The sequence below is a fragment of the Streptococcus sp. 2018162 genome (assembly GCF_019754175.1).
In the GTDB taxonomy this organism is placed as follows: domain Bacteria; phylum Bacillota; class Bacilli; order Lactobacillales; family Streptococcaceae; genus Streptococcus; species Streptococcus hashimotonensis.
In genome coordinates this window covers 57791-80464 of sequence record NZ_JAIJZP010000007.1, presented here as the reverse complement: position 1 = coordinate 80464, position 22674 = coordinate 57791, and the positions used below count along the sequence as shown (strand labels likewise).

15 protein-coding genes are annotated in these 22674 nt (G+C 42.3%); all 15 read left to right on the top strand.

The features are described 5' to 3' along the window. The first annotated feature begins 8 nt into the window (after positions 1-8). The 15 genes from leuS (at position 9) to K5Q22_RS06880 (ending at position 22539) form a co-directional block, all read left to right on the top strand. Positions 9-2510, top strand: a complete 2502-nt coding sequence (gene leuS, locus K5Q22_RS06950; protein ID WP_205014111.1) for a leucine--tRNA ligase — start codon at positions 9-11, stop codon at positions 2508-2510. Between the two features lie 271 nt (positions 2511-2781). Further along, positions 2782-4140 (top strand): 6-phospho-beta-glucosidase, encoded by a 1359-nt coding sequence (locus K5Q22_RS06945; protein ID WP_205014110.1) that lies wholly within the window; start codon positions 2782-2784, stop codon positions 4138-4140. Further along, positions 4137-5537 carry a glycoside hydrolase family 1 protein gene (locus tag K5Q22_RS06940; protein WP_205014109.1) on the top strand — a complete coding sequence of 467 codons (1401 nt, stop codon included), beginning with the start codon at positions 4137-4139 and terminating at the stop codon, positions 5535-5537. Before K5Q22_RS06945 ends, K5Q22_RS06940 begins: the two co-directional genes overlap by 4 nt. A gap of 9 nt (positions 5538-5546) precedes the next feature. Continuing rightward, positions 5547-6653, top strand: a complete 1107-nt coding sequence (locus K5Q22_RS06935) for a DUF871 domain-containing protein (RefSeq protein WP_160864341.1) — start codon at positions 5547-5549, stop codon at positions 6651-6653. A gap of 91 nt (positions 6654-6744) precedes the next feature. After that, positions 6745-8739 (top strand): transcription antiterminator, encoded by a 1995-nt coding sequence (locus K5Q22_RS06930; protein ID WP_205014108.1) that lies wholly within the window; start codon positions 6745-6747, stop codon positions 8737-8739. Between the two features lie 12 nt (positions 8740-8751). Then, on the top strand, positions 8752-9063 hold the full coding sequence (locus K5Q22_RS06925; protein ID WP_014638782.1) for a PTS sugar transporter subunit IIB: 312 nt from the start codon (positions 8752-8754) through the stop codon (positions 9061-9063). Position 9064: 1 nt separating this feature from the next. Further along, on the top strand, positions 9065-9379 hold the full coding sequence (locus K5Q22_RS06920) for a PTS lactose/cellobiose transporter subunit IIA (protein WP_014638781.1): 315 nt from the start codon (positions 9065-9067) through the stop codon (positions 9377-9379). An 18-nt stretch (positions 9380-9397) separates the two neighbouring features. After that, positions 9398-9838: a DUF3284 domain-containing protein gene (locus K5Q22_RS06915; RefSeq protein WP_114866943.1), complete on the top strand. Its 441-nt coding sequence runs from the start codon at positions 9398-9400 to the stop codon at positions 9836-9838. Between the two features lie 44 nt (positions 9839-9882). Beyond that, entirely contained in the window at positions 9883-11259 is a 1377-nt protein-coding gene (locus K5Q22_RS06910; protein ID WP_114866942.1) for a PTS sugar transporter subunit IIC, read from the top strand. A 326-nt stretch (positions 11260-11585) separates the two neighbouring features. Further along, positions 11586-12194, top strand: coding sequence for a CHAP domain-containing protein (locus tag K5Q22_RS06905; RefSeq protein ID WP_024381213.1), 609 nt, complete (start codon positions 11586-11588; stop codon positions 12192-12194). A 341-nt stretch (positions 12195-12535) separates the two neighbouring features. Next, positions 12536-13339: an amino acid ABC transporter substrate-binding protein gene (locus K5Q22_RS06900; protein WP_205014107.1), complete on the top strand. Its 804-nt coding sequence runs from the start codon at positions 12536-12538 to the stop codon at positions 13337-13339. 12 nt (positions 13340-13351) lie between these two features. Then, entirely contained in the window at positions 13352-14011 is a 660-nt protein-coding gene (locus tag K5Q22_RS06895) for an amino acid ABC transporter permease (RefSeq protein WP_205014106.1), read from the top strand. 9 nt (positions 14012-14020) lie between these two features. After that, entirely contained in the window at positions 14021-14767 is a 747-nt protein-coding gene (locus K5Q22_RS06890; RefSeq protein WP_105138844.1) for an amino acid ABC transporter ATP-binding protein, read from the top strand. 365 nt (positions 14768-15132) lie between these two features. Next, positions 15133-16074, top strand: a complete 942-nt coding sequence (locus K5Q22_RS06885) for a LacI family DNA-binding transcriptional regulator (RefSeq protein ID WP_002939863.1) — start codon at positions 15133-15135, stop codon at positions 16072-16074. A 180-nt stretch (positions 16075-16254) separates the two neighbouring features. After that, positions 16255-22539, top strand: coding sequence for a pullulanase (locus K5Q22_RS06880; RefSeq protein WP_205014104.1), 6285 nt, complete (start codon positions 16255-16257; stop codon positions 22537-22539). Positions 22540-22674: the final 135 nt, after the last annotated feature.

The window sequence follows — 22674 nt, the reverse complement described above, 5'->3', positions numbered from 1 at the left end:
GAAATGACATGAGCTTCTACAATCACAAGGAAATCGAGCCCAAATGGCAGGAATTTTGGGCAAAAAATCATACTTTTAAAACGGGAACAGATGCAGATAAGCCAAACTTTTATGCCCTAGATATGTTCCCTTATCCGTCTGGAGCAGGCTTGCACGTTGGTCACCCTGAGGGCTATACTGCGACGGACATTCTCAGCCGTTACAAGCGTGCCCAAGGCTACAACGTTCTTCACCCAATGGGTTGGGATGCTTTCGGTCTGCCTGCGGAGCAATACGCTATGGATACGGGAAATGACCCAGCTGACTTTACAGCAGAAAACATTGCCAACTTCAAGCGTCAGATTAACGCCCTTGGCTTTTCTTATGACTGGGATCGCGAGGTCAACACGACTGATCCTAACTACTACAAGTGGACCCAGTGGATTTTCACCAAGTTGTATGAAAAAGGCCTGGCCTACGAGGCAGAAGTGCCTGTCAACTGGGTAGAAGAATTGGGAACAGCTATCGCCAACGAAGAGGTCCTTCCTGACGGAACATCTGAGCGTGGTGGCTACCCAGTTGTTCGCAAACCAATGCGTCAATGGATGTTGAAAATCACTGCCTATGCAGAACGCTTGCTCAATGACCTAGAAGAAGTTGATTGGCCAGAGTCAATCAAGGATATGCAACGCAACTGGATTGGTAAGTCAACTGGTGCCAATGTGACCTTCAAAATCAAGGACACAGACAAGGACTTCACCGTTTTCACAACTCGTCCAGATACCCTTTTTGGTGCGACCTATGCTGTCCTTGCCCCTGAGCATGACTTGGTCGATAGCATCACATCGCCTGAGCAGGCAGAAGCTGTGGCAGAGTACAAACGCCAAGCTTCTCTTAAATCAGACCTTGCTCGTACAGACCTTGCCAAAGACAAGACAGGTGTTTGGACAGGTGCCTACGCGATTAACCCAGTCAATGGTCGTGAAATTCCAATCTGGATTGCTGATTATGTCCTTGCAAGCTACGGAACAGGTGCTATTATGGCAGTTCCTGCCCACGATGAGCGTGACTGGGAATTTGCCAAACAGTTTGGTTTGGACATCATTCCAGTTTTGGAAGGTGGCAATGTAGAAGAAGCACCTTACACAGAAGATGGTGCCCACATCAACTCTGATTTCCTAGACGGTCTTAACAAGGAAGAAGCCATTGCTAAAATGGTTGCTTGGTTGGAAGAAAATGGTCTCGGTCAGGAGAAAATTTCTTACCGCCTCCGTGACTGGCTCTTCAGCCGTCAACGTTATTGGGGTGAGCCAATTCCAATCATCCACTGGGAAGACGGTACTTCCACAGCAGTACCTGAAAATGAGTTACCTCTGGTATTGCCAAAAACCTCAGACATCAAGCCGTCAGGTACAGGGGAGTCACCTCTTGCTAACTTGACAGACTGGTTGGAAGTGGTGCGTGAAGACGGCGTAAAAGGTCGCCGTGAGACCAACACCATGCCACAATGGGCGGGCTCTAGCTGGTACTATCTCCGCTACATCGACCCGCACAACGATGAGAAATTGGCAGACGAGGAGCTTCTCAAAGCTTGGTTGCCAGTGGACATCTACATCGGTGGTGCCGAGCACGCAGTCCTTCACTTACTTTATGCTCGTTTCTGGCATAAGTTCCTTTACGACCTTGGCGTTGTACCGACCAAAGAGCCATTCCAAAAACTCTTTAACCAAGGGATGATTTTGGGAACTAGCTACCGCGACAGCCGTGGTGCCCTTGTTGCGACAGATAAAGTTGAAAAACGTGATGGTTCATTCTTCAACATCGAAACTGGTGAAGAGTTGGAGCAGGCACCTGCTAAGATGTCTAAGTCTCTTAAAAACGTGGTTAACCCAGATGATGTGGTCGAGCAATTCGGTGCGGACACCCTCCGTGTTTATGAAATGTTCATGGGTCCACTTGATGCGTCAATCGCTTGGTCAGAAGAAGGTCTCGAGGGCAGCCGTAAGTTCCTTGACCGTGTTTACCGCCTCTTGACTACTAAAGATATTGTGGCGGAAAATAGCGGAGCGCTTGATAAAGTTTACAATGAAACTGTGAAGACGGTGACAGAACATATTGAAGACCTGAAATTCAACACGGCTATCGCCCAGCTCATGATTTTTGTCAACGCAGCCAACAAGGAAGACAAGCTCTACGTCGAATACGCCAAAGGCTTTGTCCAATTGATCGCCCCATTTGCACCACACTTGGCAGAAGAACTCTGGCAGGGTCTGACAAACACTGGCCAGTCAATCAGCTACGTCGCATGGCCAACATATGACGAAAGTAAGCTGGTAGAAAGCGAAGTGGAAATCGTTGTCCAAATCAAAGGCAAGGTGAAAGCTCGCTTGACCGTAGCCAAAGACTTAGCACCAGCTGAACTTGAAAAAGTTGCCCTTGCAGACGAAAAAGTCCAAGCTGAAATCGCTGGGCAAACAGTGGTGAAGGTGATTGTTGTTGCAAATAAACTCGTCAATATCGTTATCAAGTAACGATTGCCTCGTTTGTTTGTTTATCTCCAACCTCCAACAGTCTATCCGCAGACTGTTGGAGCCAACTAAACTTGTTAATATTGTTGTGAAATAAATGTAAATAATAAGAAAACGACTTCCGTATTGGAGGTCGTTTTTGTATTTTCTAGAATGATCCTGTTGTCTTAATTTCCGTTGTGATACGGAAAAAGAGGGTCTGTGTATCCGTTTACAATCGATGTGCACTGAAATATAATAAGAATATAAAAGAAGATGAGGGAGGGAAAGTGTATTGAAAACTCTTAAATTAGTGACAATTGGTGGCGGCTCAAGTTACACACCAGAATTGGTTGAAGGTATGATTCTTCGTGCACATCAATTACCCATTCGAGAATGGTGGTTTGTTGATGTTGAACAAGGCACAAAAAAACAGGAGATCGTAGTTGAGTTAGCACGGCGAATGGTTGAAAAAGCAGGCCTGGACTGGAAGATAGAGTCGACCTTGGACAGAAGAGAAGCATTGATAGAGGCTGATTTTGTAACGTCTCAGTTCCGAGTTGGCCAACTACCTGCAAGATACTTAGATGAGACCATTCCCTTGAGTTATGGGATGCTGGGGCAAGAGACCAATGGGGCTGGAGGAATCTTTAAAGCTTTTAGGACTATTGAAGCATATAAAGGGATTATCAAGGATATGAAGGACTTGTGTCCGAATGCTTGGTTGATTAATTTTACGAATCCTGCTGGTATCGTAACGGAAGCCATTGCTAATGAACTCCACTGGAAGAAAGTTATTGGTCTGTGTAATATCCCTGTTGGTCAAAAGAAACGTGCTGCTCAGATTTTAGGCCAATCAGAAGGAGACCTAAGTACGCGCCATGTTGGGTTAAATCATTTTCACTTTCATGAAGTTTGGGATAAGTATGGGGAAAATCGTACGCAAGTAGTCTTAGAAACATTGTATGGTGATTTGAGACAGGAGACGCCAGAAGCAGTCAAAAATATTACCGATCTAGAGTTTCCTATTCAATTGCTTCGGACGATTGGAATGTTGCCATGTGATTACCATCGTTATTATTTTTTGGAACAAGAAATGTTAGAGGATGCTTTGGAACAGTATCGTCAGGGTAATGTACGAGCCAAGGTTGTGCAAGAAGTAGAGACAGAATTGTTTGAGCTTTACAAAGACCCACAATTGAAAGACAAACCAAAACAGCTGGAACTACGTGGGGGTGCCTATTATAGTGATGTTGCCTGTCAAATTATTTGTGCTATCCATAATGATAGTAGAGAAGAATTGACCGTATCTACTGTAAATAGAGGAGTTATTCCCTATCTACCTGAAAATTGTGTGGTAGAAGTCACCTCGATTATCTCTGCGCAAGGAGCAACTCCACTAGCTTGTCCAACAACTCCGCCGATTGTAACCGGCTATTTACAACTGATGAAGCAAATGGAGCTTGTCACTGTTCAGGCAGCAATGACAGGTGATTATTCCCTGGCTTTACAAGCTTTTACACTCAACCCGCTTATTTCAAACGGACCACAAGCTGAAGTGCTATTACAAGATATGTTACTTGCACATGAGAATTATTTGCCACAATTCGCACCAGTTATACAGCACATAAAAGAGAGAAGGAACAATCAATGACTAAAGACAAGGTATTTTATCAATTTCCAACAAATTTTTTGTGGGGTTCTTCTACATCAGGACCTCAAAGTGAAGGAATCGAGCCAGGTGATGGAAAAGAACAGAACAACTGGGATTATTGGTATAGTATTGAGCCTGAACGATTTCATAACAAAATTGGCCCTAGTCAAACATCAACATTTTACAAACATTATGAAAAAGATATTGATTTATTAGTTGAAACTGGGCACACTGTATTTCGGACTTCCATTCAATGGTCGCGTCTTATACCAACAGGTACTGGAGAAATTAATCAAGAGGCGGTGTCCTTCTATCGTTCGGTTTTTTCTTTGGTAAGAGCAAAGGGAATTCAGCTCTTTGTCAATCTTTATCACTTTGATCTTCCCTATTGTTTACAAGAAAAAGGTGGTTGGGAAAATAAGGAAATCATTCGAGCCTATGAAGCATATGCACGTACATGTTTTGAATTGTTTGATGACTTAGTCGATCGTTGGATTACCTTTAATGAGCCGATTGTTCCAGTAGAGTGTGGTTATCTAGGAAATTATCATTATCCATGTAAGGTTGATGCAAAAGCGGCAGTTGCGGTGGCTTATCATACACAGTTGGCAAGTTCTTTAGCTGTAAAGGCATGCCATGAGGTAAATCCTTACAAAAAAATCGCTATTGTCTTGAATCTAACTCCTGCCTACCCTCGTAGTGAGCAAGCAGAGGATATAAAAGCAGCTCGAATTGCAGAATTGTTTCAAACAAAGAGCTTTCTAGATCCGTCTGTGTTAGGAGAATATCCCGATGAATTAGTCGAGCTGATTGATGCATATGGGCTAATGCCAGAGGTCAGCGATGAGGAATTAGCCATTATTAAGGAAAATCGTGTGGATTTCCTAGGGGTGAATTATTATCAACCCCTTCGGGTACAAGCTCCAACCAATAGTTGGAAAGAGGGAGAGCCTCTTACTCCGGAACATTTCTTTGCCCCATATGATATGCCAGGTAAAAAAATGAATCCGCATAGAGGTTGGGAGATTTATGAAAAAGGAATTTATGATATTGCGATAAATATTAAGGAAAATTACCATAATATCGAATGGTTTGTAACAGAAAATGGTATGGGAGTTGAAGGAGAGAACGCGTTTAAAGACAATGGATTCATTCAAGATGATTACCGGATTGAATTTATCGAAGATCATTTAATTGAATTACATCGAGCTATCCAAGAAGGGGCGAATTGTAAAGGATACATGTTATGGACCTTTATTGATTGCTGGTCTTGGTTAAATGCATACAAGAATCGATATGGATTAGTTGAACTGGATCTAGACACGCAAGAAAGAATTGTTAAGAAATCAGGCAAGTGGTTCAAGAAATTGAGCGATGCTAATGGTTTTCATCGCTAGGAGGAAATGATGGTGGAACTGGGCTTTTCAATTTATCCTGAAAACTATTCGCTAGAAGAGAGTCAAGCTTACATTAAACTTCTGCACCAATACGGAGCAAGGCGCCTATTTATGAGTTTATTGCAACTTGAAAATGGAGATTTAACAGTTTTCGAATTGTATCAAAAACTAATTGACTATGCAAATCAACTTGGGATGACTGTCATTGCAGATATCAGTCCCCATTTTATCGCAGCGCAAGGTTGGGATGGGGCATTGATGGATCGTGCAGCTGAACTGGGGTTAGCTGGGATTCGTCTTGATGAAGCTCTTCCTTTGGAAGAAATCATTGAGATGACACATAATCCACACAACATAAAAGTTGAATTGAATTTGAGTACAGATAAGACCTTGTTGTCCAATCTTTTGGCTAGTATTGCAAACAGGGATAATATTATTGCCTGCCATAATTTTTATCCTCATGCTTTTACAGGTTTATCCGAAGAGCACTTCTTAGAGATGTCATCTTTTTATCATCAATCTGGCATAAGAACTGCGGCATTTGTCAGTGCACAAACAGCTTCTGAAGGACCGTGGCCATTATCTGAAGGCCTGCCAACTTTAGAAGATCATCGGTTCAGGCCTCTTCCCTTGCAAATTGCTTGGATGAAGGCAACGGGTTTTATTGATACTATTTTGATTTCAAACCAATTTATCTCGGAGGAGGAACTACAATCCATTCAAACAGTTTTAAATGAAGATACAATCAGCCTCATGGTTGATATCGAGGAGGGGTTGACTCCCGTTGAAAGAGAGATTATAGCGTTTGATCATGTTTATCGAGGTGATATTTCTGCTTATGTTCTGCGTTCAACCATGCCTCGTGTGGTGTATAAGGACGCATCTGTACCGGCTCGGTCAGACAAAGCAATTCCTGTGGGACGAGGAGATATCTTAATTGATAATGATTTATATGGTCGCTATAAGGGTGAATTGCAAATTGCACTCAAAGAATTTACCATCAGTCCAAAGGTAAATAAGGTCGGACGAATCAGCCCAGACTATCTTCCCTTGTTACGCTTTATTAAACCGTGGCAAGAGTTTAAACTGGTCATAGCTTCCGAGCACTTTCATTAATAATGCGGAAAAAGTAGGTACCTCTAGAAATCGCTTTCATGTTATAATGTACCTATAAGAAATCAAAGACTGTTGGAGGAAAGGAGGGAGCATGTTATCTAAAAAAGAAGTACGCTTGTTAGAGGTTTTACTTGCAAAACAGGAGACATTTGTACCAAGCATCGAGCTAGCCAAGGTATTATCAGTGAGTGATCGAACGGTAAGAACGTATATTCATCAACTGACATCTTCTTTAGAAAATAGCGGTGCTCATATCCTTTCAAAACAGGGTAGTGGTTATTGTTTACAGATTGAACGGCCAGTTGAGTTTGAAATGTTTTGGCAGGAGCAATTGCTCCTAAAAAAGCGGTTAACCGATTTAACCCAACTAGAAGAAGCGGGAGATCGGCAACGGTATATTCTCAATAAGCTCTTGTTTGAGGATCCGATTCAGTCACCAGATTGCTTACAGAGAGAGCTATTCATTGGAAAGACTACGCTTCATTCCATTTTGGCGGATATTCGGAAACTGTTCTCGTCCTATCAATTAGAACTCCTAGTGACACGTAAAGGAATTGAACTAAGAGGGGATGAACCTGCTATCCGTCACTTTATTATGGATTACTTTTTTGATGAGGGAAGTGTTCAATCTGTTTATGGAGTTGTCGAAACCAATCTATTGCCAGATATACGATTCACAGATTTAATGTTAATTGTTTTAGACGAGTGTCGGGATGCTAAATTACGTTTATCGGATTTTGTCATGCAGAATCTAGTGCTCCATATCGCTCTTCTTTTACAACGGATGAAAATCGGGTCTGGTCTTGACCTATTCCCGATATCGGAGCGTATTCAGTCGTCTCAAGAGTATCTTGTGGCACAACGGATTATTGAACGAATCGAAGAAACGTTTCAAGTGACGATACCGTCAGAGGAAGCAAATTATATTGCTTTGCACCTTAAGGTAAAACTAACGGGGAATCCGAATCAAGATGGTGAGGTGGAAGAGAGATTTAGACAAAATGTGGAGAACAGTCTCCTGCATTTATCACAATTAACGGGCCTAGAGTTGTCAAAGGATCAGCAACTATGCAAAGGAGTTCTGACCCATTTGATGCCATTACGTATTCGTTTGGAGAATAATATTCAACTGGGAAATCCCTTAACTACTGAAATTAAAGACCAATATTTTGAGGCTTTCGAACTAACAAAAACAGCATTTGCAGCGATACCAGAACTAATGGGGTATTCGATTTCGGATGATGAGTGGGCTTACCTTACCTTACATGTGATGGCGGCAATAGAACGTTATCAGGGATTTAAGAAGACCAGAGTATTGGTAGTCTGTGCTACCGGAATTGGAAGTGCATTGATGTTAAAGAATCGCTTGGAGAAAGAATTTTCATCCAGCTTAGAAATTCTTGATACGGTTAGTTATTATGAAGTTACAGAGGAACGACTGAAGGATGTTGATTTGATTATTTCATCCATTAGCTTGTCGAATCTAATTTTTATGACCCCAGTCATCAATGTCAGCGTCTTCCTATCAGAGAAGGACATAGAGGCTATTCGATCTCATTTACAGCAAACGACCCCAGTTATTCCTGACCAAGGGGAAAATGTGCTAATGGAAGTAGGTCAGGCTAAGCAGATTGCAGAAGCAGTATTTGCTCCACATAGAATAATCTATCTTGAGGAGGATTGTGATCGAGAAGTAGCCTTGAATCAACTAGTAGCTTCTTTGAACGAATCCATTGAGCCTGATTTTGTTAATCGCTTTATAGAACAAGTGAATTTACGAGAATCTTACAGTCCGGTTGTCTTTGGGGAGCGGTTAGCCTTCCCTCATCCAGCCTTGCCGATGAGTTATTCAGAACAAATTGTTGTAGGGATATATAAGAATGCTGTGGATTGGGGTCATGGAAAGCGAGTTCAATTCGTCTTCTTATTGTCACCTTCAAAGGGGCGAAATGCATTTCTGAAGTATATCTCACCTTGTCTGGTTGATTTTGTTCAAGATAGAGTTCTCCAAGAACGTTTGTTACATCATCCAAATTATAAAGAATTAATTGATATTTTTATTCCCCTCATTCAAAGAAAGGGGTAGGAGGAGTTTTTTATGAAACACATTATGTTAGTTTGTAACGCAGGTATGTCTACAAGTATGCTTGTAACTAAGATGCAAAAAGCAGCAGAAGAAACAGGGGTTGAAGCAACTATTTGGGCTGTTCCAGTATCTGAAGCCGATAATGAAGTTGCTCAAAAAGAGATTGATGTATTACTCTTAGGTCCACAAGTAAAATTCCTATTGAATGACTATAAGGCAAAATTTGAGCCAGCTATTAAGGTAGATGCTATCAATATGATGGATTACGGAGTGATGAACGGAGCTAAGGTGCTAGAGGCTGCCCTAAAAATGATGGAGGGGTAGTATGAATTCTCCAGAGTATCTTGAAGCGATTATGGGGCTAATCATGTACGGTGGTGAAGCAAAGGGCTTCGCTAGCCAGGCGATTCGAGCAGCCAAAGAAGGTCGTATTGACGAAGCGGAACAGCTGCTCCAAGACGCAACAGCTTCATTGAATATTGCCCATAAATCGCAAACACAATTATTAGCAAAAGAAGCAAGTGGAGAGTCTGTAGAATTATCTTTGTTAATGGTACATGGACAAGATCACTTAATGAATGCTTTGACATTTATTGATTTAGCGAAAGAATTCGTAGATCTTTATAAACAGATTGGATAATTATAGGAGGACTGGGTTATGAAGATATCAAAAATAGGTCAAGTTTCAATTGAGCGACTTTTCGCTACTATTCGTCAATCCTTAAAAGATGATTTTCAGCAAAATACGGGGTCCACTTTGCAAGATCAAGATATCATCCAAGGGCTTACTTATACAAAGGTTTTTGGTGATAAAGGTCAGCACAGTGTCAAAGTGATCATCGAAGAGTTTTCAGCACCCAATTGTTACGCAGTCTGTTTTCACTCTAACCGAGGTAAAGAACATGTTTGCTATCGGCTAGAAGATTTAGGGAATGCTCAAACTAATATAGAATATTCTTATGAGATGGAAGCTGGTGATATTTTTGTAAAAGGCAACTATTTTCTCATGGAAAAACTTTTTTCAAAAAGTATAAAGCGTCAGACAGAGGCCCAATTAGAAGCCCTTATTCGCCATTCTGTAGACGGGGCTTCAGCTTAATATTTCGATCATATACAATAAAAAAATAGAAAAGGAGACAGATTATGTCAAATATTTCTGAAAAGTTTATGGAAATATCTGGTAAGATTGGTTCGCAACGTCACTTGATTGCGATTCGTGATTCCTTTATTTCCATGATGCCTATTACCATGGCAGGTACGGTGGCCGTTCTTTTGAATGTCTTTCTGAGGGATATTCCAAACAATATGGGCTGGACAGGTTTTGCAGAGGCCATGCAGCCAATTATTAACATCAATGGTTATGTTTATTTTGGAACCATTGGCATCATGGCGCTTGTTTTTGCCTTTACCTTTGGTTACAACTTGTCTTTGATGTACAAGGTCAATCCTTTGGCGGGTGGTTTGATTTCCTTCGCCTCCTTCATTTCAACTATTCCTCAAAGCCTCACCATTTCAACCGCTTTAGAAGGGGTGGACAAATCGGTTATCACTGCTTTGGAAGGTTTGGGATTATCCATTGTGACGACAGATGGAGTTTCAACCTTGGAAACAAGCCAGTGGGGAGCTATCGCATTGAAATATGGCGGTGCAACAGGTTTGTTTACAGCACTGTTTATTGGATTTCTCGCTACATGGGTCTATGCAAGTCTTGTAAAACGGAATGTCATTATTAAATTGCCAGATTCTGTTCCACCGGCAGTTAACAAGGCTTTTGCGGCTATTATCCCAGGAACAGCGGCGATTTATGCTTCTTCTATTGTGGCATATCTTGCATTTACTCTAACAGGACAATCTTTGGGAGATTTAGTATCAACTTATATTCAACTGCCATTACTTGGTCTGTCACAAGGTCTTGGGTCAGTCATTCTTTTAACTTTCCTTGTACAACTTTTTTGGTTCTTCGGCCTGCATGGTCACAATGTCTTGGCGCCCATTATGGACGGAGTCTACATGGTTGCACTAAATGAAAATGCGGCTGTTTATACTGCAACTCATAGTACTGCGAATTTACCGTGGCTTTGGACTCGTGGTTCCTTTGATGCCTATGCTCAAATGGGTGGTTCAGGCGTCACTCTAGCTTTGATTATTGCTATTTTCATTTTCTCAAAACGAGAAGAATACAAAATGGTAGCTAAATTATCTGCTCCAATGGGTGTATTCAATATTAACGAACCAGTTACCTTTGGTATACCAATGGTATTGAATCCACTGTTTGCTATTCCATGGCTAATTGTTCCACCGATTTGTGCAACTATCGCATACTTAGCGACAGCGGCAGGTATAATTCCGCCAGTCTTTGCTCCTGTTCCATGGATTACCCCTCCAGGGCTCTACGCTTATCTAGCAACAGGTGGTAACATTATGGCTGCGTTGGTTTCACTCTTCAACCTCTTTGTTGCCTTCCTGATTTGGACACCATTTGTTATTGCAGCCAATAAGGTTAAGGCTGGTGAGGAATAATGTTTTCCAAGAACAAATCTCCCTTCTTATTAGCCCTAGGATTTTTCCTTATCGCGATTAGCCCGCTTTATGGGAATAAATATCTAAACATTATATCTGGTTTGGTTTTTATTCTAATCAGTGTACTTAGGAGTAGGAGAAAATAATTACACTAAATAGAAAACGACTTCCGTATTGGAGGTCGTTTTTTTGACAAAAAGTCCGAACTCCGTGATTGTTAAGAGATTGCAAGTTATCTGTAATATTTGTTACATTTCTTTAAGCTCTCTGCAAGGATTATCCCTTAGGATAGATAGGGCAGAAAAAACACGAAGGAATCAAATATTATGAGTTATCAAATGATAAAAAAACAATTCAAATTGGGACTGTTTACAGCCCTCATAGGAAATCTTTTATGGTTGGGAATGGTGAATGTCAGTGCAGATGACACAGTTATAAGCGATAGTCCGACAGTATCAGCGTTAACAAAAAAGGTTGAAGCTGCAAAAATAGCAGCCAAAGCTGCTGCAGAAAAAATTGTGGCTGAGAAAGCTGCTGCCGCTACAAAGGCTGCTTTGGCTACCAATATGGTGTCAGAGGTTGCTGTGGAATATACGGCTAATACCTATCCAGCTGGTCAGTGTACTTGGGGTGCCAAAGAAATGGCTCCTTGGGTCGGAAACTATTGGGGTAATGGTGGAGATTGGGCAGCTAGTGCGGCAGCGCTTGGATATGAAGTGGGAACTACTCCAAAAGTTGGCGCTATTGCTGTATGGACAGATGGAGGCTACGGTCATGTTGCCTATGTAACAGATGTGGCAGCTAACGGGCACATTCAAGTTAAGGAATCAAACTATGGTGGAGTATACTACCCAAGTAATGTCCGAGGTTTCTTTGATCCGACAACGACTAGCGAAGGAACAGTCAGCTATATTTACCCACCAGCTGGAGTATAATTAATATGAGATATAAAGACCGAGTAGGTCTCAGATTGAAGAAAAAGTCCATTTTGGGCAATTTTCTTCAATCTTTTTTCTTTATGTTGAAAATAAAATAACTCTCAGAAACGCCGAAATATCAATGTTTCTAAGAGTTTAATGACTTGCTATCTTTCGCAAACCTCTTCAATTTTTAATATTTTTAGGAGTTTATCTACGTTCTGAGATCGAGTAGGTCTTTTTTTATGTTCCGATACTTGATTAAAATTTTTAATGTCCCTGATAGAAAAAATATATTGGCTGGAAATAGTTATTCATGATACTATTGTAAAATCTGAAAAAGAAAGTGTGTTTTAATTATGAAGAAAATAGCTATGTTTACAAGTTTATTGTTTGCGGGTATCGTGTTAGCAGCCTGCAATTCATCTGCAGGTACATCGAATAGTACAGACCAAACCCTCTTGGCACAAATTAAGGAAGAAGGCGTTATTCAAATCGGTACTGAAGGTGCCTATGCTCCTTACTCTTACCACGATGAGAGCGGAAAGTTGGTCGGTTATGATGTAGAAGTAGCCGAAGCCGTTGCTGAGAAATTGGGTGTTAAGGTGGAATTTGTTGAAACAGAATGGGATTCCATGATTGAAGGTTTGGATGCGGCCCGTTTTGATACTATCGCTAACCAAGTTGGTATTACAGATGAGCGTAAGGTAAAATACGATTTTTCAACACCATATACATACATCTATGGAGCCTTGGTGACGCAAAAAGATAATACTGACATTACAAGCTTTGCAGATTTGTCAGGTAAGAAGTCAGCCAACAGCTTGACAAGTAACTGGGCAGATTTGGCGCGTGAAAATGGTGCAGAAGTTGTCGGTGTGGATGGATTCTCTCAGGCAGTTGAATTGTTGAACACAGGGCGTGTGGATGCTACCATCAATGACAACTTGGTGTACTTGGATTATGTGAAACAGCATGCTGATGCACCGATTAAGGTTGTGACCTTGACGGATGACGTATCGACAACAGCCTTCCCAGTTGCAAAAGGAAATGAAGATCTTGTGAAAGAGATTGATGCAGCCTTGGCAGAATTGGCTAGTGAAGGAAAATTAGCTGAAATTTCAAACAAATACTTTGGTGAAGACGTATCAAAAGCTAAGTAATCAGGAGAAACAATGACAGAGAGAGTATGGCAACTATTGCTTGATTCATTTTCACAAATACTTGTTCCAGGATTGTTGGTGACTATCCCACTGACAATCCTGTCTTTTACCTTTGGCTTGTTAATTGCTATTGGGACTGCCTTGGTGCAAATTGCTCAGATTCCCATTCTCAAACAAGTGGCTCGTTTCTATATTTGGGTTGTTCGAGGGACACCGCTCTTGGTTCAACTCTATGTGATATTCTTTGGACTACCAAGTCTAGGAATTGTCTTGGATGCCTTTCCGTCGGCGGTTTTGGTTTTTTCTGTCAATACAGGTGCCTACGTTGCGGAAACCATACGGGCTTCTATCGAGTCCGTGCCTAAGGGGCAGTTGGAGGCTGGCTATTCTGTCGGGATGAGTTTTGCCCAGACCATGCGTCGGATTATTCTCCCACAGGCCTTTCGAGTGGCCTTTCCACCCTTATCGAATACCTTGATTGGATTGGTCAAGGATACATCGCTGGCTGCCAATATTACCGTCTTGGAGATGTTTATGGCGACTCAGCAGATTGCAGCAAGGACCTATGAACCGTTTGCCCTCTATTGTGAGGTGGCCCTTGTTTATCTACTCTTTTCAACTATTTTGACCAAGCTTCAAGCCTATGGCGAGAAGAAGTTGGCAGTCTATTAGGAGGTTCAGATGATTCAAGCAAATGGAGTAAAGCTGGCCTTCGGTGGTCAGCAGGTATTAAAAGGCATTGATGTAGAGGTCAATCCAGGTGAGGTGGTCGTCATTTTAGGTCCATCTGGATCAGGAAAAACGACTCTTCTTCGTTCTTTAAACTTTTTGGAAAAAGCTGACGCGGGTCACTTAGTCTTCGGTGAGGACAGCTATGACTTGGCTCAGATGACCAAGAAGGAAATTGCAGGCATTCGCAAGCGCACAGCCTTCGTTTTTCAAAACTATAATCTCTTTGCCAATAAAACTGCCTTACAAAATGTGACGGAAGGTTTGATTGTGGCTCGGAAAGTACCCAAACAAGAGGCTGAAAGAATCGGTAAGGCAGCCTTGGACAAGGTTGGTCTGTCGGACAAATATGATTTCTATCCAAGCCAGCTATCAGGAGGTCAGCAGCAACGGGTCGGCATTGCCAGAGCCATTGCGACCAATCCAGAGGTCATCTATTTTGATGAACCAACCTCGGCCTTGGATCCTGAGTTAATTGGTGAAGTCCTAGCTGTCATGATGCAGTTGGCAAAAGAAGGTATGACCATGGTGGTTGTGACGCACGAAATGGGCTTTGCACGTGCGGTAGCTGATCGAGTCATATTTATGGATGGTGGTCGGATTATCGAAGAAGGTCGACCAGAAGACATTTTTGACCAGCCAAAAGAAGAACGTACTAAGCAATTCTTAGCTCGCATTCAAAAGGTAGATGTTGAGTAAGCTAAGCAAATTAATTTATCTTATTCATTTCCATAATCGTACAGAAAATGGACAGAATTTAACAAAGCTACTTCAATTGTTAGACATTGATTGGTCTAGCGGTTGGAGTATTTTTTGTTTAGAGGGAATGGATATTTTTATATAGTACTTTTAGCACGAGGCGATGAGCCGCAGGCATAGATGAAGTTAGGCAAGGTGGGCTAAGGAAGTAATAGAAGGAAAACTAAATGATGATAAATGTATTCGAAAGGTCTTTACTTTTTAGTAATAAATAGTATATAATAACCTAAAGAAAACGTTTGCACAATTTTGACTGTTTGCTTGCTAAAAGATAAGCAACAGAAATAGAATTAGGGAGGAGTTCTATGACGACATTAGCCGATGTGGCTAGGTTAGCCAATGTATCAAAGATGACTGTTTCGCGTGTCATCAACCATCCAGAACAAGTTACACAAGAGCTGCGGACGCTCGTAACAGCTGCGATGGAAGAATTAAACTATAAGCCAAATGTGGCGGCCAAAGCCTTGGCTCAGCAACGGACATTGATTGTTCAGGCTGTCATTCTCGAAAAGATGGATGTGGTAGAGCCGTACTATATCGACCTTCTTGCAGGAATCGCTGATGAGCTCAATCATCGAAATTATACCTTGCAGTTGGTGACCAATCCAAGTCAGATTACTGATCAATGTGATGGTTACATTGTGACTGGTGCTCGAAAGGATGACTACCCTTGGCTGAAAGGTCTGCGGAAGCCATTGATTTTATTCGGGGAGAATCAAGAAGGCCTTCCTTTTGTAGATTCAGACAATCGTTTGGCTACTAGGTCCGCAACCCAGTTTGCTTTATCAAAAGGTTATGAGAGGATTGTTTTTGTAGGGATTGACTTGCCCGAAGCCTTTGAAAAAGGGAGAGAAGAAGGTTACAAAGATGCGATGCAGGGCCGAGAAACTCATCTCTATCGATTGGAAAATCGTTCTCGTGTTGCGGAAGAATTTGTGAAAAATCTTGATTATTTACCAGAAAACACCTGCTTTATCTGCGCATCGGATCGTCTCGCTCTTGGGGTTACAAGAGGTTTACAGGCTCTAGGAAAGTCTATTCCGAATGACGTTGGGGTGATTGGTTTTGACGGCTTCTTTTTAGATCGGATGTCCAGACCAGCCTTGACGACGATGAAGCAGCCGATTCGACAAATGGGGGCTCTTAGTGTCAAACATTTAATGACGATATTGGATGGCAAGCCTCTGGCTAGACAGGGGCATTACTGCCAGGCAACCTTAATTGAAAGGGAGACTACACCTCAGTAGTCTCTTTTTTTGGTCAGTAGGCCGTCTAGGAGCAAAAGAGGAGGAGCTATTTATTCTATTTTTGTTAGATAGTAGTTCAAAACTTGTTACCGCTAACATTTAAGAAAACGTTTGCAAAGACTCCTTAGAATTGTATATACTGGTAGTGTACAATTCAAACTTATTTATATGGAGGAGTCTATGAAAAAGAAATCCGTTCAGAATATGAAACGAACAGGGATGCTAGAGAAGAAACAGATTTTTGGCATTCGTAAACTAAATGTAGGTGTAGCCTCTGTTGGGATTGCGGCTGCTCTGTTTTTAAGTGGGGCAGGTCAACTAGTGCAGGCAGAGGAAGTCGTCCTCCCTGCGTCAACTAGTTCAACGACTCTTTCGGAACAGGATGGTGGCGCGGTAGAAGCTACAGATTCTATGGTAGCTGAAGCGACAGCGGTAAGAGAAACAGCCGATGCAACTGCTTCAGAGGAAGCTCCTATCGAAGAGGGTAGCATTCGTCTGCACTTTGAAAATGTAGATGAAACAGCACCAGAAAGTCAAGGACTTTGGACTTGGGGAGGAGTGGCAGAGCCGTCCGATGGTAATCAATGGCCAACTGATACGGTGAATTTCTCAAGTAACCAAGTAGATGACTACGGTCATTACGTTGATATTAAAAAATCTGAGACACCAGGAACGATTGGCTATCTGGTTCTCAAGAATGGGGAAAAAATAACAGAATCGGACCAAAAAGTGGAGCTTCTTGTTCCGGAACAGAATGAAGCCTGGATCGCTAGTGACTATAGCGTGTCTAGCTATGAGCCGCTCAAAGATGAAAATGTCCTCCGCATCAACTACACCCGTGAAGACAACAATTATGAAGGTTGGGGCGTTTGGACTTGGGGCGATACGACTGAAGCGAGTGATGGCTGGCCAACAGGTGCCGTTGATTTTAAACTTGGCAAATACGGAGCTTATGTTGACATTCCTCTATCGAACGGTTTAGATTCTAAGCTTGGATTTCTGCTAATCAATCAGAATAATCCAGATCTTGCAGGCAATAAATCGATTGATTTAGCCTTTGCAGATCGTAAACGGCATAGCCAAATTTTCCTTCGAAACGGTGACGACAAAGTTTACACAAATCCATATTTTATCGAAGAGAAAGTAGAATTAGATACAAGTAAAGCTACTCCGGGTACAAAAAATGTGACTGTTGAGGCTAGTAGCAAAGCTCCATTCAACTACAATGAGAGCGGCTTGGTATCTGTAACTGTCACCAACCCTGAAAATGCTGAGATTGTCAAAATGGAAGTCGATACAAGCGCCATCGGCGGAGGTCTTGTGCCAATCTCTACTGAGCTCAATCGTGTGACCATTAAAGCGACGTCTAGCACAGCGCCAGGGACCTATAGTCTTCCTGTAAAAGTCTATGACAAGGACAATGGTTACTACGAAACAAAATTGGATGTGACCATTACAGAGCGTATCAAGGAAGATGGTGAAAAAGACTGGGACGAGCAAGTTATCTACTTCATGATGACAGACCGTTTCTATAATGGAGACACCAGCAATGACAAGCTGGTGGAAGGAATGGCCTCCAACCCACGCGGTCTTTACCAAGGCGGGGACTTTAAAGGAGTGACAGCTAAGCTGGACTACTTGAAAGAATTGGGTGTGGACTCTATCTGGTTGACTCCGATTGTTGAAAATATTCCACAGAATGTCGGTAGCGTAAAAGATGGAGAGTACTATGCTTACCATGGTTATTGGGCATCTAATTTTGAGAAACTAAATCCGCATTTGGGAAGTTTAGCTGATTTCCACGAATTAATTGATGCCGCAGCCGAAAAAGGTATAAACATTGTTGTTGACGTGGTGCTTAACCATGCTGGCTATGGTACAGAAGAAACCTTTGCAGGTATGGTACGGACTAAGGAAGAAGATAAGCAGGGAGATGACCAACTAGGTTCGCTTTCAGGACTACCTGACTTCAAGACAGAAGAAGCAGCTGTTCGCAATCAGTTGGTTGCTTGGCAGGCATCTTGGTTGGAACGCTCAACAACTGCCAAGGGCAATTCTATCTATGCTTTCCGTGTCGATACAGTCAAACACGTTGATGATACAACCTGGCAGCATTTCAAAAATGAATTGGTGGATAGAGACCCTGACTTCCACTTGATTGGGGAAACTTGGGGAGCTAACTATAAAGATACCAAGGGTGACTTGGGAATCGGTACGATGGACAGTCTGTTGGATTTTGGCTTCAAGGATATTGCCAAATATCTGGTCAATGGTCAACTGAAAGCAGCTGGAAAAGAGCTGGAAGAACGTAGCAAGGTTCTGACTAGTGCAGCTTCTCTGGGTCAATTCTTGGGCAGTCATGACGAAGATGGTTTCCTCTACAGTCTCGGTGGCGCAGAAAAAGAAGGAAATCTGGATAAACTGAAATTGGCTGCCAGTCTCTTGATTACTGCTAAAGGTCAGCCAGTCATCTACTACGGTGAAGAATTGGGTCAATCTGGACAAAACAACTGGCCAGTTTATGACAACCGGTACGATTTCGATTGGAGCAAGGTAGAGACTAGCGACATCACAGACCACTATCAGAAATTGCTGGCTTTCCGTAATGCCAATTCAACATTGCTCTCACGTGGTGATACAACAACACTTGCTGGAAATGATAGCCAAGGTTGGCTTATCAGCAAACGCAGTTACCAAGATCAAGCTGCCTATCTTGTCTTCTCAACCAATACCGAGAGCAAGGAAATGGCGCTTGAAGTATCTGGTAAAGATGTGGTGGTCACAGATGCCTACACAGGAAAAACGTATCAAGCTATCGAGAAAGACGGTAAATGGGTTGTTCAAGTCGAACTTCCAACAATCGGTCAAGGTGGCACCATGCTCCTTCAGACTCAAGCAGGTGACATTGTCAATGCAAGTGTGCAAGGAGCGACTGAAGAGCCAATTGAAGCAGGCTACTTCCGTGTTCACTTTAAAACTCTACCATCTGATAATTTATCTAGCCTAGGTTTATGGACATGGGATGATGTGGAAAAACCATCGTCAGATGTTGGTGCTTGGCCAACGGGTGCAACCAATTTCAGCACGGCTAAACAGGATGACTATGGCTATTATCTGGACATCAAGATGAAAGACGAAACAGCTAGCAAGATTAGTCTGTTGATTAATAACACTTCTGGTGAAAATATCACAGGTGACAAGACCATTGAACGGATTAGCACCAAGATGAATGAAGCTTGGTTTGATGAAAACTACCAACTCAGCCTCTATCAACCGCTCAAAGAAGGCTATATCCGTATCAATTACTTCCGTACCGATGGCAATTATGACCAAAAAGGTCTCTGGATCTGGGGTGATGTGACTGATGTTACCTTGGGTGACTGGCCAAATGGTATTGATTTTGAAAACCAAGGCAAGTACGGTGCCTATATTGATGTCAAATTGACAGATTTACCAAGTTCCATTGGCTTCTTGCTATTGGATGAAAGCAAGTCAGGAGATGATGTGAAGATTCAACAGAAAGATTATAGCTTTAAAGATTTGAAAAATCAGACACAAATCTTCCTCAAGGATGATGATGCGACTATTTACACCAACCCTTATTTTGTCAACAATGTCCGTGTGACAGGTGTTTCTCATGTTAGCCTAACAGCTCTAGAAGTAGCCTTTACAACGCTGGAAGGTGCTGATAAGGATAGCATCTTGGAGAAATTGTCTGTAACAGATAAAAATGGTCAGACAGTTGCTGTGACGGACCTTGTCTTGGATCTTACTAGCAACAAGGTGCGAGTCCTCGGGGATTTCAACCAAGAAAATGCGGGCTATACCCTCAAATATGGCAATGATAGATTCACAACGACTATGAGCTGGCAATTGAAGGATGAGCTCTATGCTTATGATGGGGAGCTTGGTGCGCGTGTGCGTCAGGCTGGTAGTGTCGTTGATATGACTCTCTGGTCTCCAAGTGCTGACAGTGTAGCAGTTGTTCTTTATGATAAGGATGACCAATCTAAGGTGGTCGGTAAATTAGCCATGACCAAGGGCGATAAGGGACAATGGGACCTCGAATTGAACAGTCAATCAGGTCTTGGTATCGCGGACTATCGTGGTTACTACTACCATTATGAAATCACTCGTGGGGATCAATCTGTTCTTGTTTTAGATCCATATGCTAAGTCTTTAGCTGAGTGGAATAGTGATTTGGCAGATACAGATCCATCTTATCGTATTGCAAAAGCTGCGATTGTGGATCCATCAGAAGTTGGTCCAAGCGATTTGGACTATGCCGCAATTCCTAACTTCAATCAGCGTGAAGATGCGATTATCTATGAAGCACATGTTCGTGACTTCACATCAGATCCTGCTATTTCCGATGAATTGACAGCTCAGTTCGGCACCTTTGCGGCTTTTGCAGAGCGTCTCAGCTACCTTAAAGACTTGGGTGTGACCCATATTCAACTGCTCCCAGTTATGAGCTACTATTTTGTCAATGAATTGAAAAATGCAGAGCGGATGAGCGAGTACGCATCAAGCAACAGCAACTACAACTGGGGCTATGATCCACAGAGCTACTTTGCCTTTACAGGTATGTATTCTACAGATCCGACAGATCCAATGAAACGCATCGAAGAGTTCAAAAACCTGGTCAATGAAATTCACAAACAAGGCATGGGTGTGATTTTGGATGTGGTGTATAATCACACTTCTAAGACCTTCTTATTTGAAGATTTAGAGCCAAACTATTATCACTTCATGGAGGCAGATGGTACGGCTAAATCAAGCTTTGGTGGTGGTCGTCTGGGAACCACTCACTACATGAGCCGTCGTGTCTTAGTTGATTCCATCAAGTATATTGTGGACGAGTTTAAGGTAGATGGTTTCCGTTTCGATATGATGGGGGACCATGATGCCGAAGCAATTGAGCTGGCCTTTACTGAGGCTCAAAAACTTAATCCAAACATTATTATGCTTGGTGAAGGATGGCGAACCTTTACAGGCGATGCCAATCAGCCTGTTCAGCCAGCAGACCAAGACTGGATGAGTTCAACAGATACGGTTGCGGTATTCTCAGATGACATTCGTAATACACTTAAATCTGGTTATCCAAACGAAGGTCAGCCAGCCTTTATCACAGGCGGTGCTAAGAGTGTTGAGTCTGTCTTCAATAACATCAAGGCACAACCAGGCAACTTCTTGGCAGATGATCCAGGCGATGTGATCCAGTATATTGCTGCGCATGATAACTTGACCCTCTTTGATATTATCGCTCAGTCCATCAAGAAGGATCCATCAATCGCTGAAAACTATACTGAAATTCACCAACGTCAACGCTTGGGTAATTTGCTAGTCTTGACTGCTCAAGGGACACCGTTTATCCATTCTGGTCAGGAGTATGGACGGACCAAACAGTTCCGTCATCCTAATTATAAGGAGCCGGTTACAGAGGACAAGGTACCAAACAAGGCGCATTTGTTGACCAATGCAGATGGAACGCCATTTGACTATCCATACTACATTCATGATTCTTACGATTCATCTGATGCAGTCAACAAGTTTGACTGGACCAAAGCGACAGATGAGGCGCTCTATCCAGAGAATACCCGTACTCAGGCCTTTACAAAAGGATTGATTGCCTTGCGCAAATCTACAGATGCCTTCCGTTTGGGAACAAAAGAAGAAGTTGAACAGAAGGTTAGCTTGATTTCAATTCCAGGTCAAAATGGTATTGCCAAAAATGATGTGGTCATTGCCTATCAAACCATTGCAAGCAATGGGGACCGCTATGCTATCTTTGTCAACGCAGACAGCAAGGAGCGCAGCTTTGTTCTTTCAGATAGTTACAAAGACTTGCTGAAGGGTCAAGTGCTGGTCGATGGCAAGCGGGCTGGAATAGCAGCGCTGACTGATTTGGTAGGTGTGACATTGACAGATGATGCAGTTGTTCTTGCACCTTTGACTGCAACAGTGATTCGTTTGCCTTATATCATCACAGAAGTTCCAGATACAGCACCTACTGCTGAAGAAAAACCAACCCTAGACTTTACTACGAAAGAACGTACAGAAGAATCTGTCCTTCCGATTGCAGAGGAAGTTCGCTATGATGCAAGTCTCTCTACCGATCAATCTCATGTCCTTCAAGAAGGCAAAACTGGTAAGAAAGTTCTGGTTTATCAGGATGTCTTGATTGATGGTAAGGTAGTTGCTACTAATTTGTTATCAGAAACAGTTGTTGATAGCGAAACACGTATTGTTGTGAAAGGCAGTATGGAGGCTAAGAAAGAGGCTGAAAAACCGAGTCTTTCTACTACTGCTCAAGCATCTGGACAAGCGACAAGTGCTGCAAGCAAGGTGAGTCTGCCGATTACGGGTGACCGACAAAGCGATTTGGCACTTCTAGGTCTCGGACTTGCTGGACTTGGATTGACAGTTGCTGCGCAAGGAAGAAAGAAAAAATCGGAAGAATAATAATATTTGGCTCTCCAGAGGAGCACTACTCAAAACCTTGTAAATCTCTTATAAATACAAGGATTGAGAGTATCACTTCCCTCTAGAAGAGGTTGGTTTTAAACCAACCTCTTCTTTTATGTTTTTTTGAAGTTC

Bases quoted from the DNA above. Each gene is read 5' to 3' on its own strand.
- leuS (WP_205014111.1), top strand. From the start codon at position 9: ATGAGCTTCTACAATCACAAGGAAATCGAGCCCAAATGGCAGGAATTT.
- K5Q22_RS06940 (WP_205014109.1), top strand. From the start codon at position 4,137: ATGACTAAAGACAAGGTATTTTATCAATTTCCAACAAATTTTTTGTGG.
- K5Q22_RS06935 (WP_160864341.1), top strand. From the start codon at position 5,547: ATGGTGGAACTGGGCTTTTCAATTTATCCTGAAAACTATTCGCTAGAA.
- K5Q22_RS06930 (WP_205014108.1), top strand. From the start codon at position 6,745: ATGTTATCTAAAAAAGAAGTACGCTTGTTAGAGGTTTTACTTGCAAAA.
- K5Q22_RS06925 (WP_014638782.1), top strand. From the start codon at position 8,752: ATGAAACACATTATGTTAGTTTGTAACGCAGGTATGTCTACAAGTATG.
- K5Q22_RS06920 (WP_014638781.1), top strand. From the start codon at position 9,065: ATGAATTCTCCAGAGTATCTTGAAGCGATTATGGGGCTAATCATGTAC.
- K5Q22_RS06915 (WP_114866943.1), top strand. From the start codon at position 9,398: ATGAAGATATCAAAAATAGGTCAAGTTTCAATTGAGCGACTTTTCGCT.
- K5Q22_RS06910 (WP_114866942.1), top strand. From the start codon at position 9,883: ATGTCAAATATTTCTGAAAAGTTTATGGAAATATCTGGTAAGATTGGT.
- K5Q22_RS06905 (WP_024381213.1), top strand. From the start codon at position 11,586: ATGAGTTATCAAATGATAAAAAAACAATTCAAATTGGGACTGTTTACA.
- K5Q22_RS06900 (WP_205014107.1), top strand. From the start codon at position 12,536: ATGAAGAAAATAGCTATGTTTACAAGTTTATTGTTTGCGGGTATCGTG.
- K5Q22_RS06895 (WP_205014106.1), top strand. From the start codon at position 13,352: ATGACAGAGAGAGTATGGCAACTATTGCTTGATTCATTTTCACAAATA.
- K5Q22_RS06890 (WP_105138844.1), top strand. From the start codon at position 14,021: ATGATTCAAGCAAATGGAGTAAAGCTGGCCTTCGGTGGTCAGCAGGTA.
- K5Q22_RS06885 (WP_002939863.1), top strand. From the start codon at position 15,133: ATGACGACATTAGCCGATGTGGCTAGGTTAGCCAATGTATCAAAGATG.
- K5Q22_RS06880 (WP_205014104.1), top strand. From the start codon at position 16,255: ATGAAAAAGAAATCCGTTCAGAATATGAAACGAACAGGGATGCTAGAG.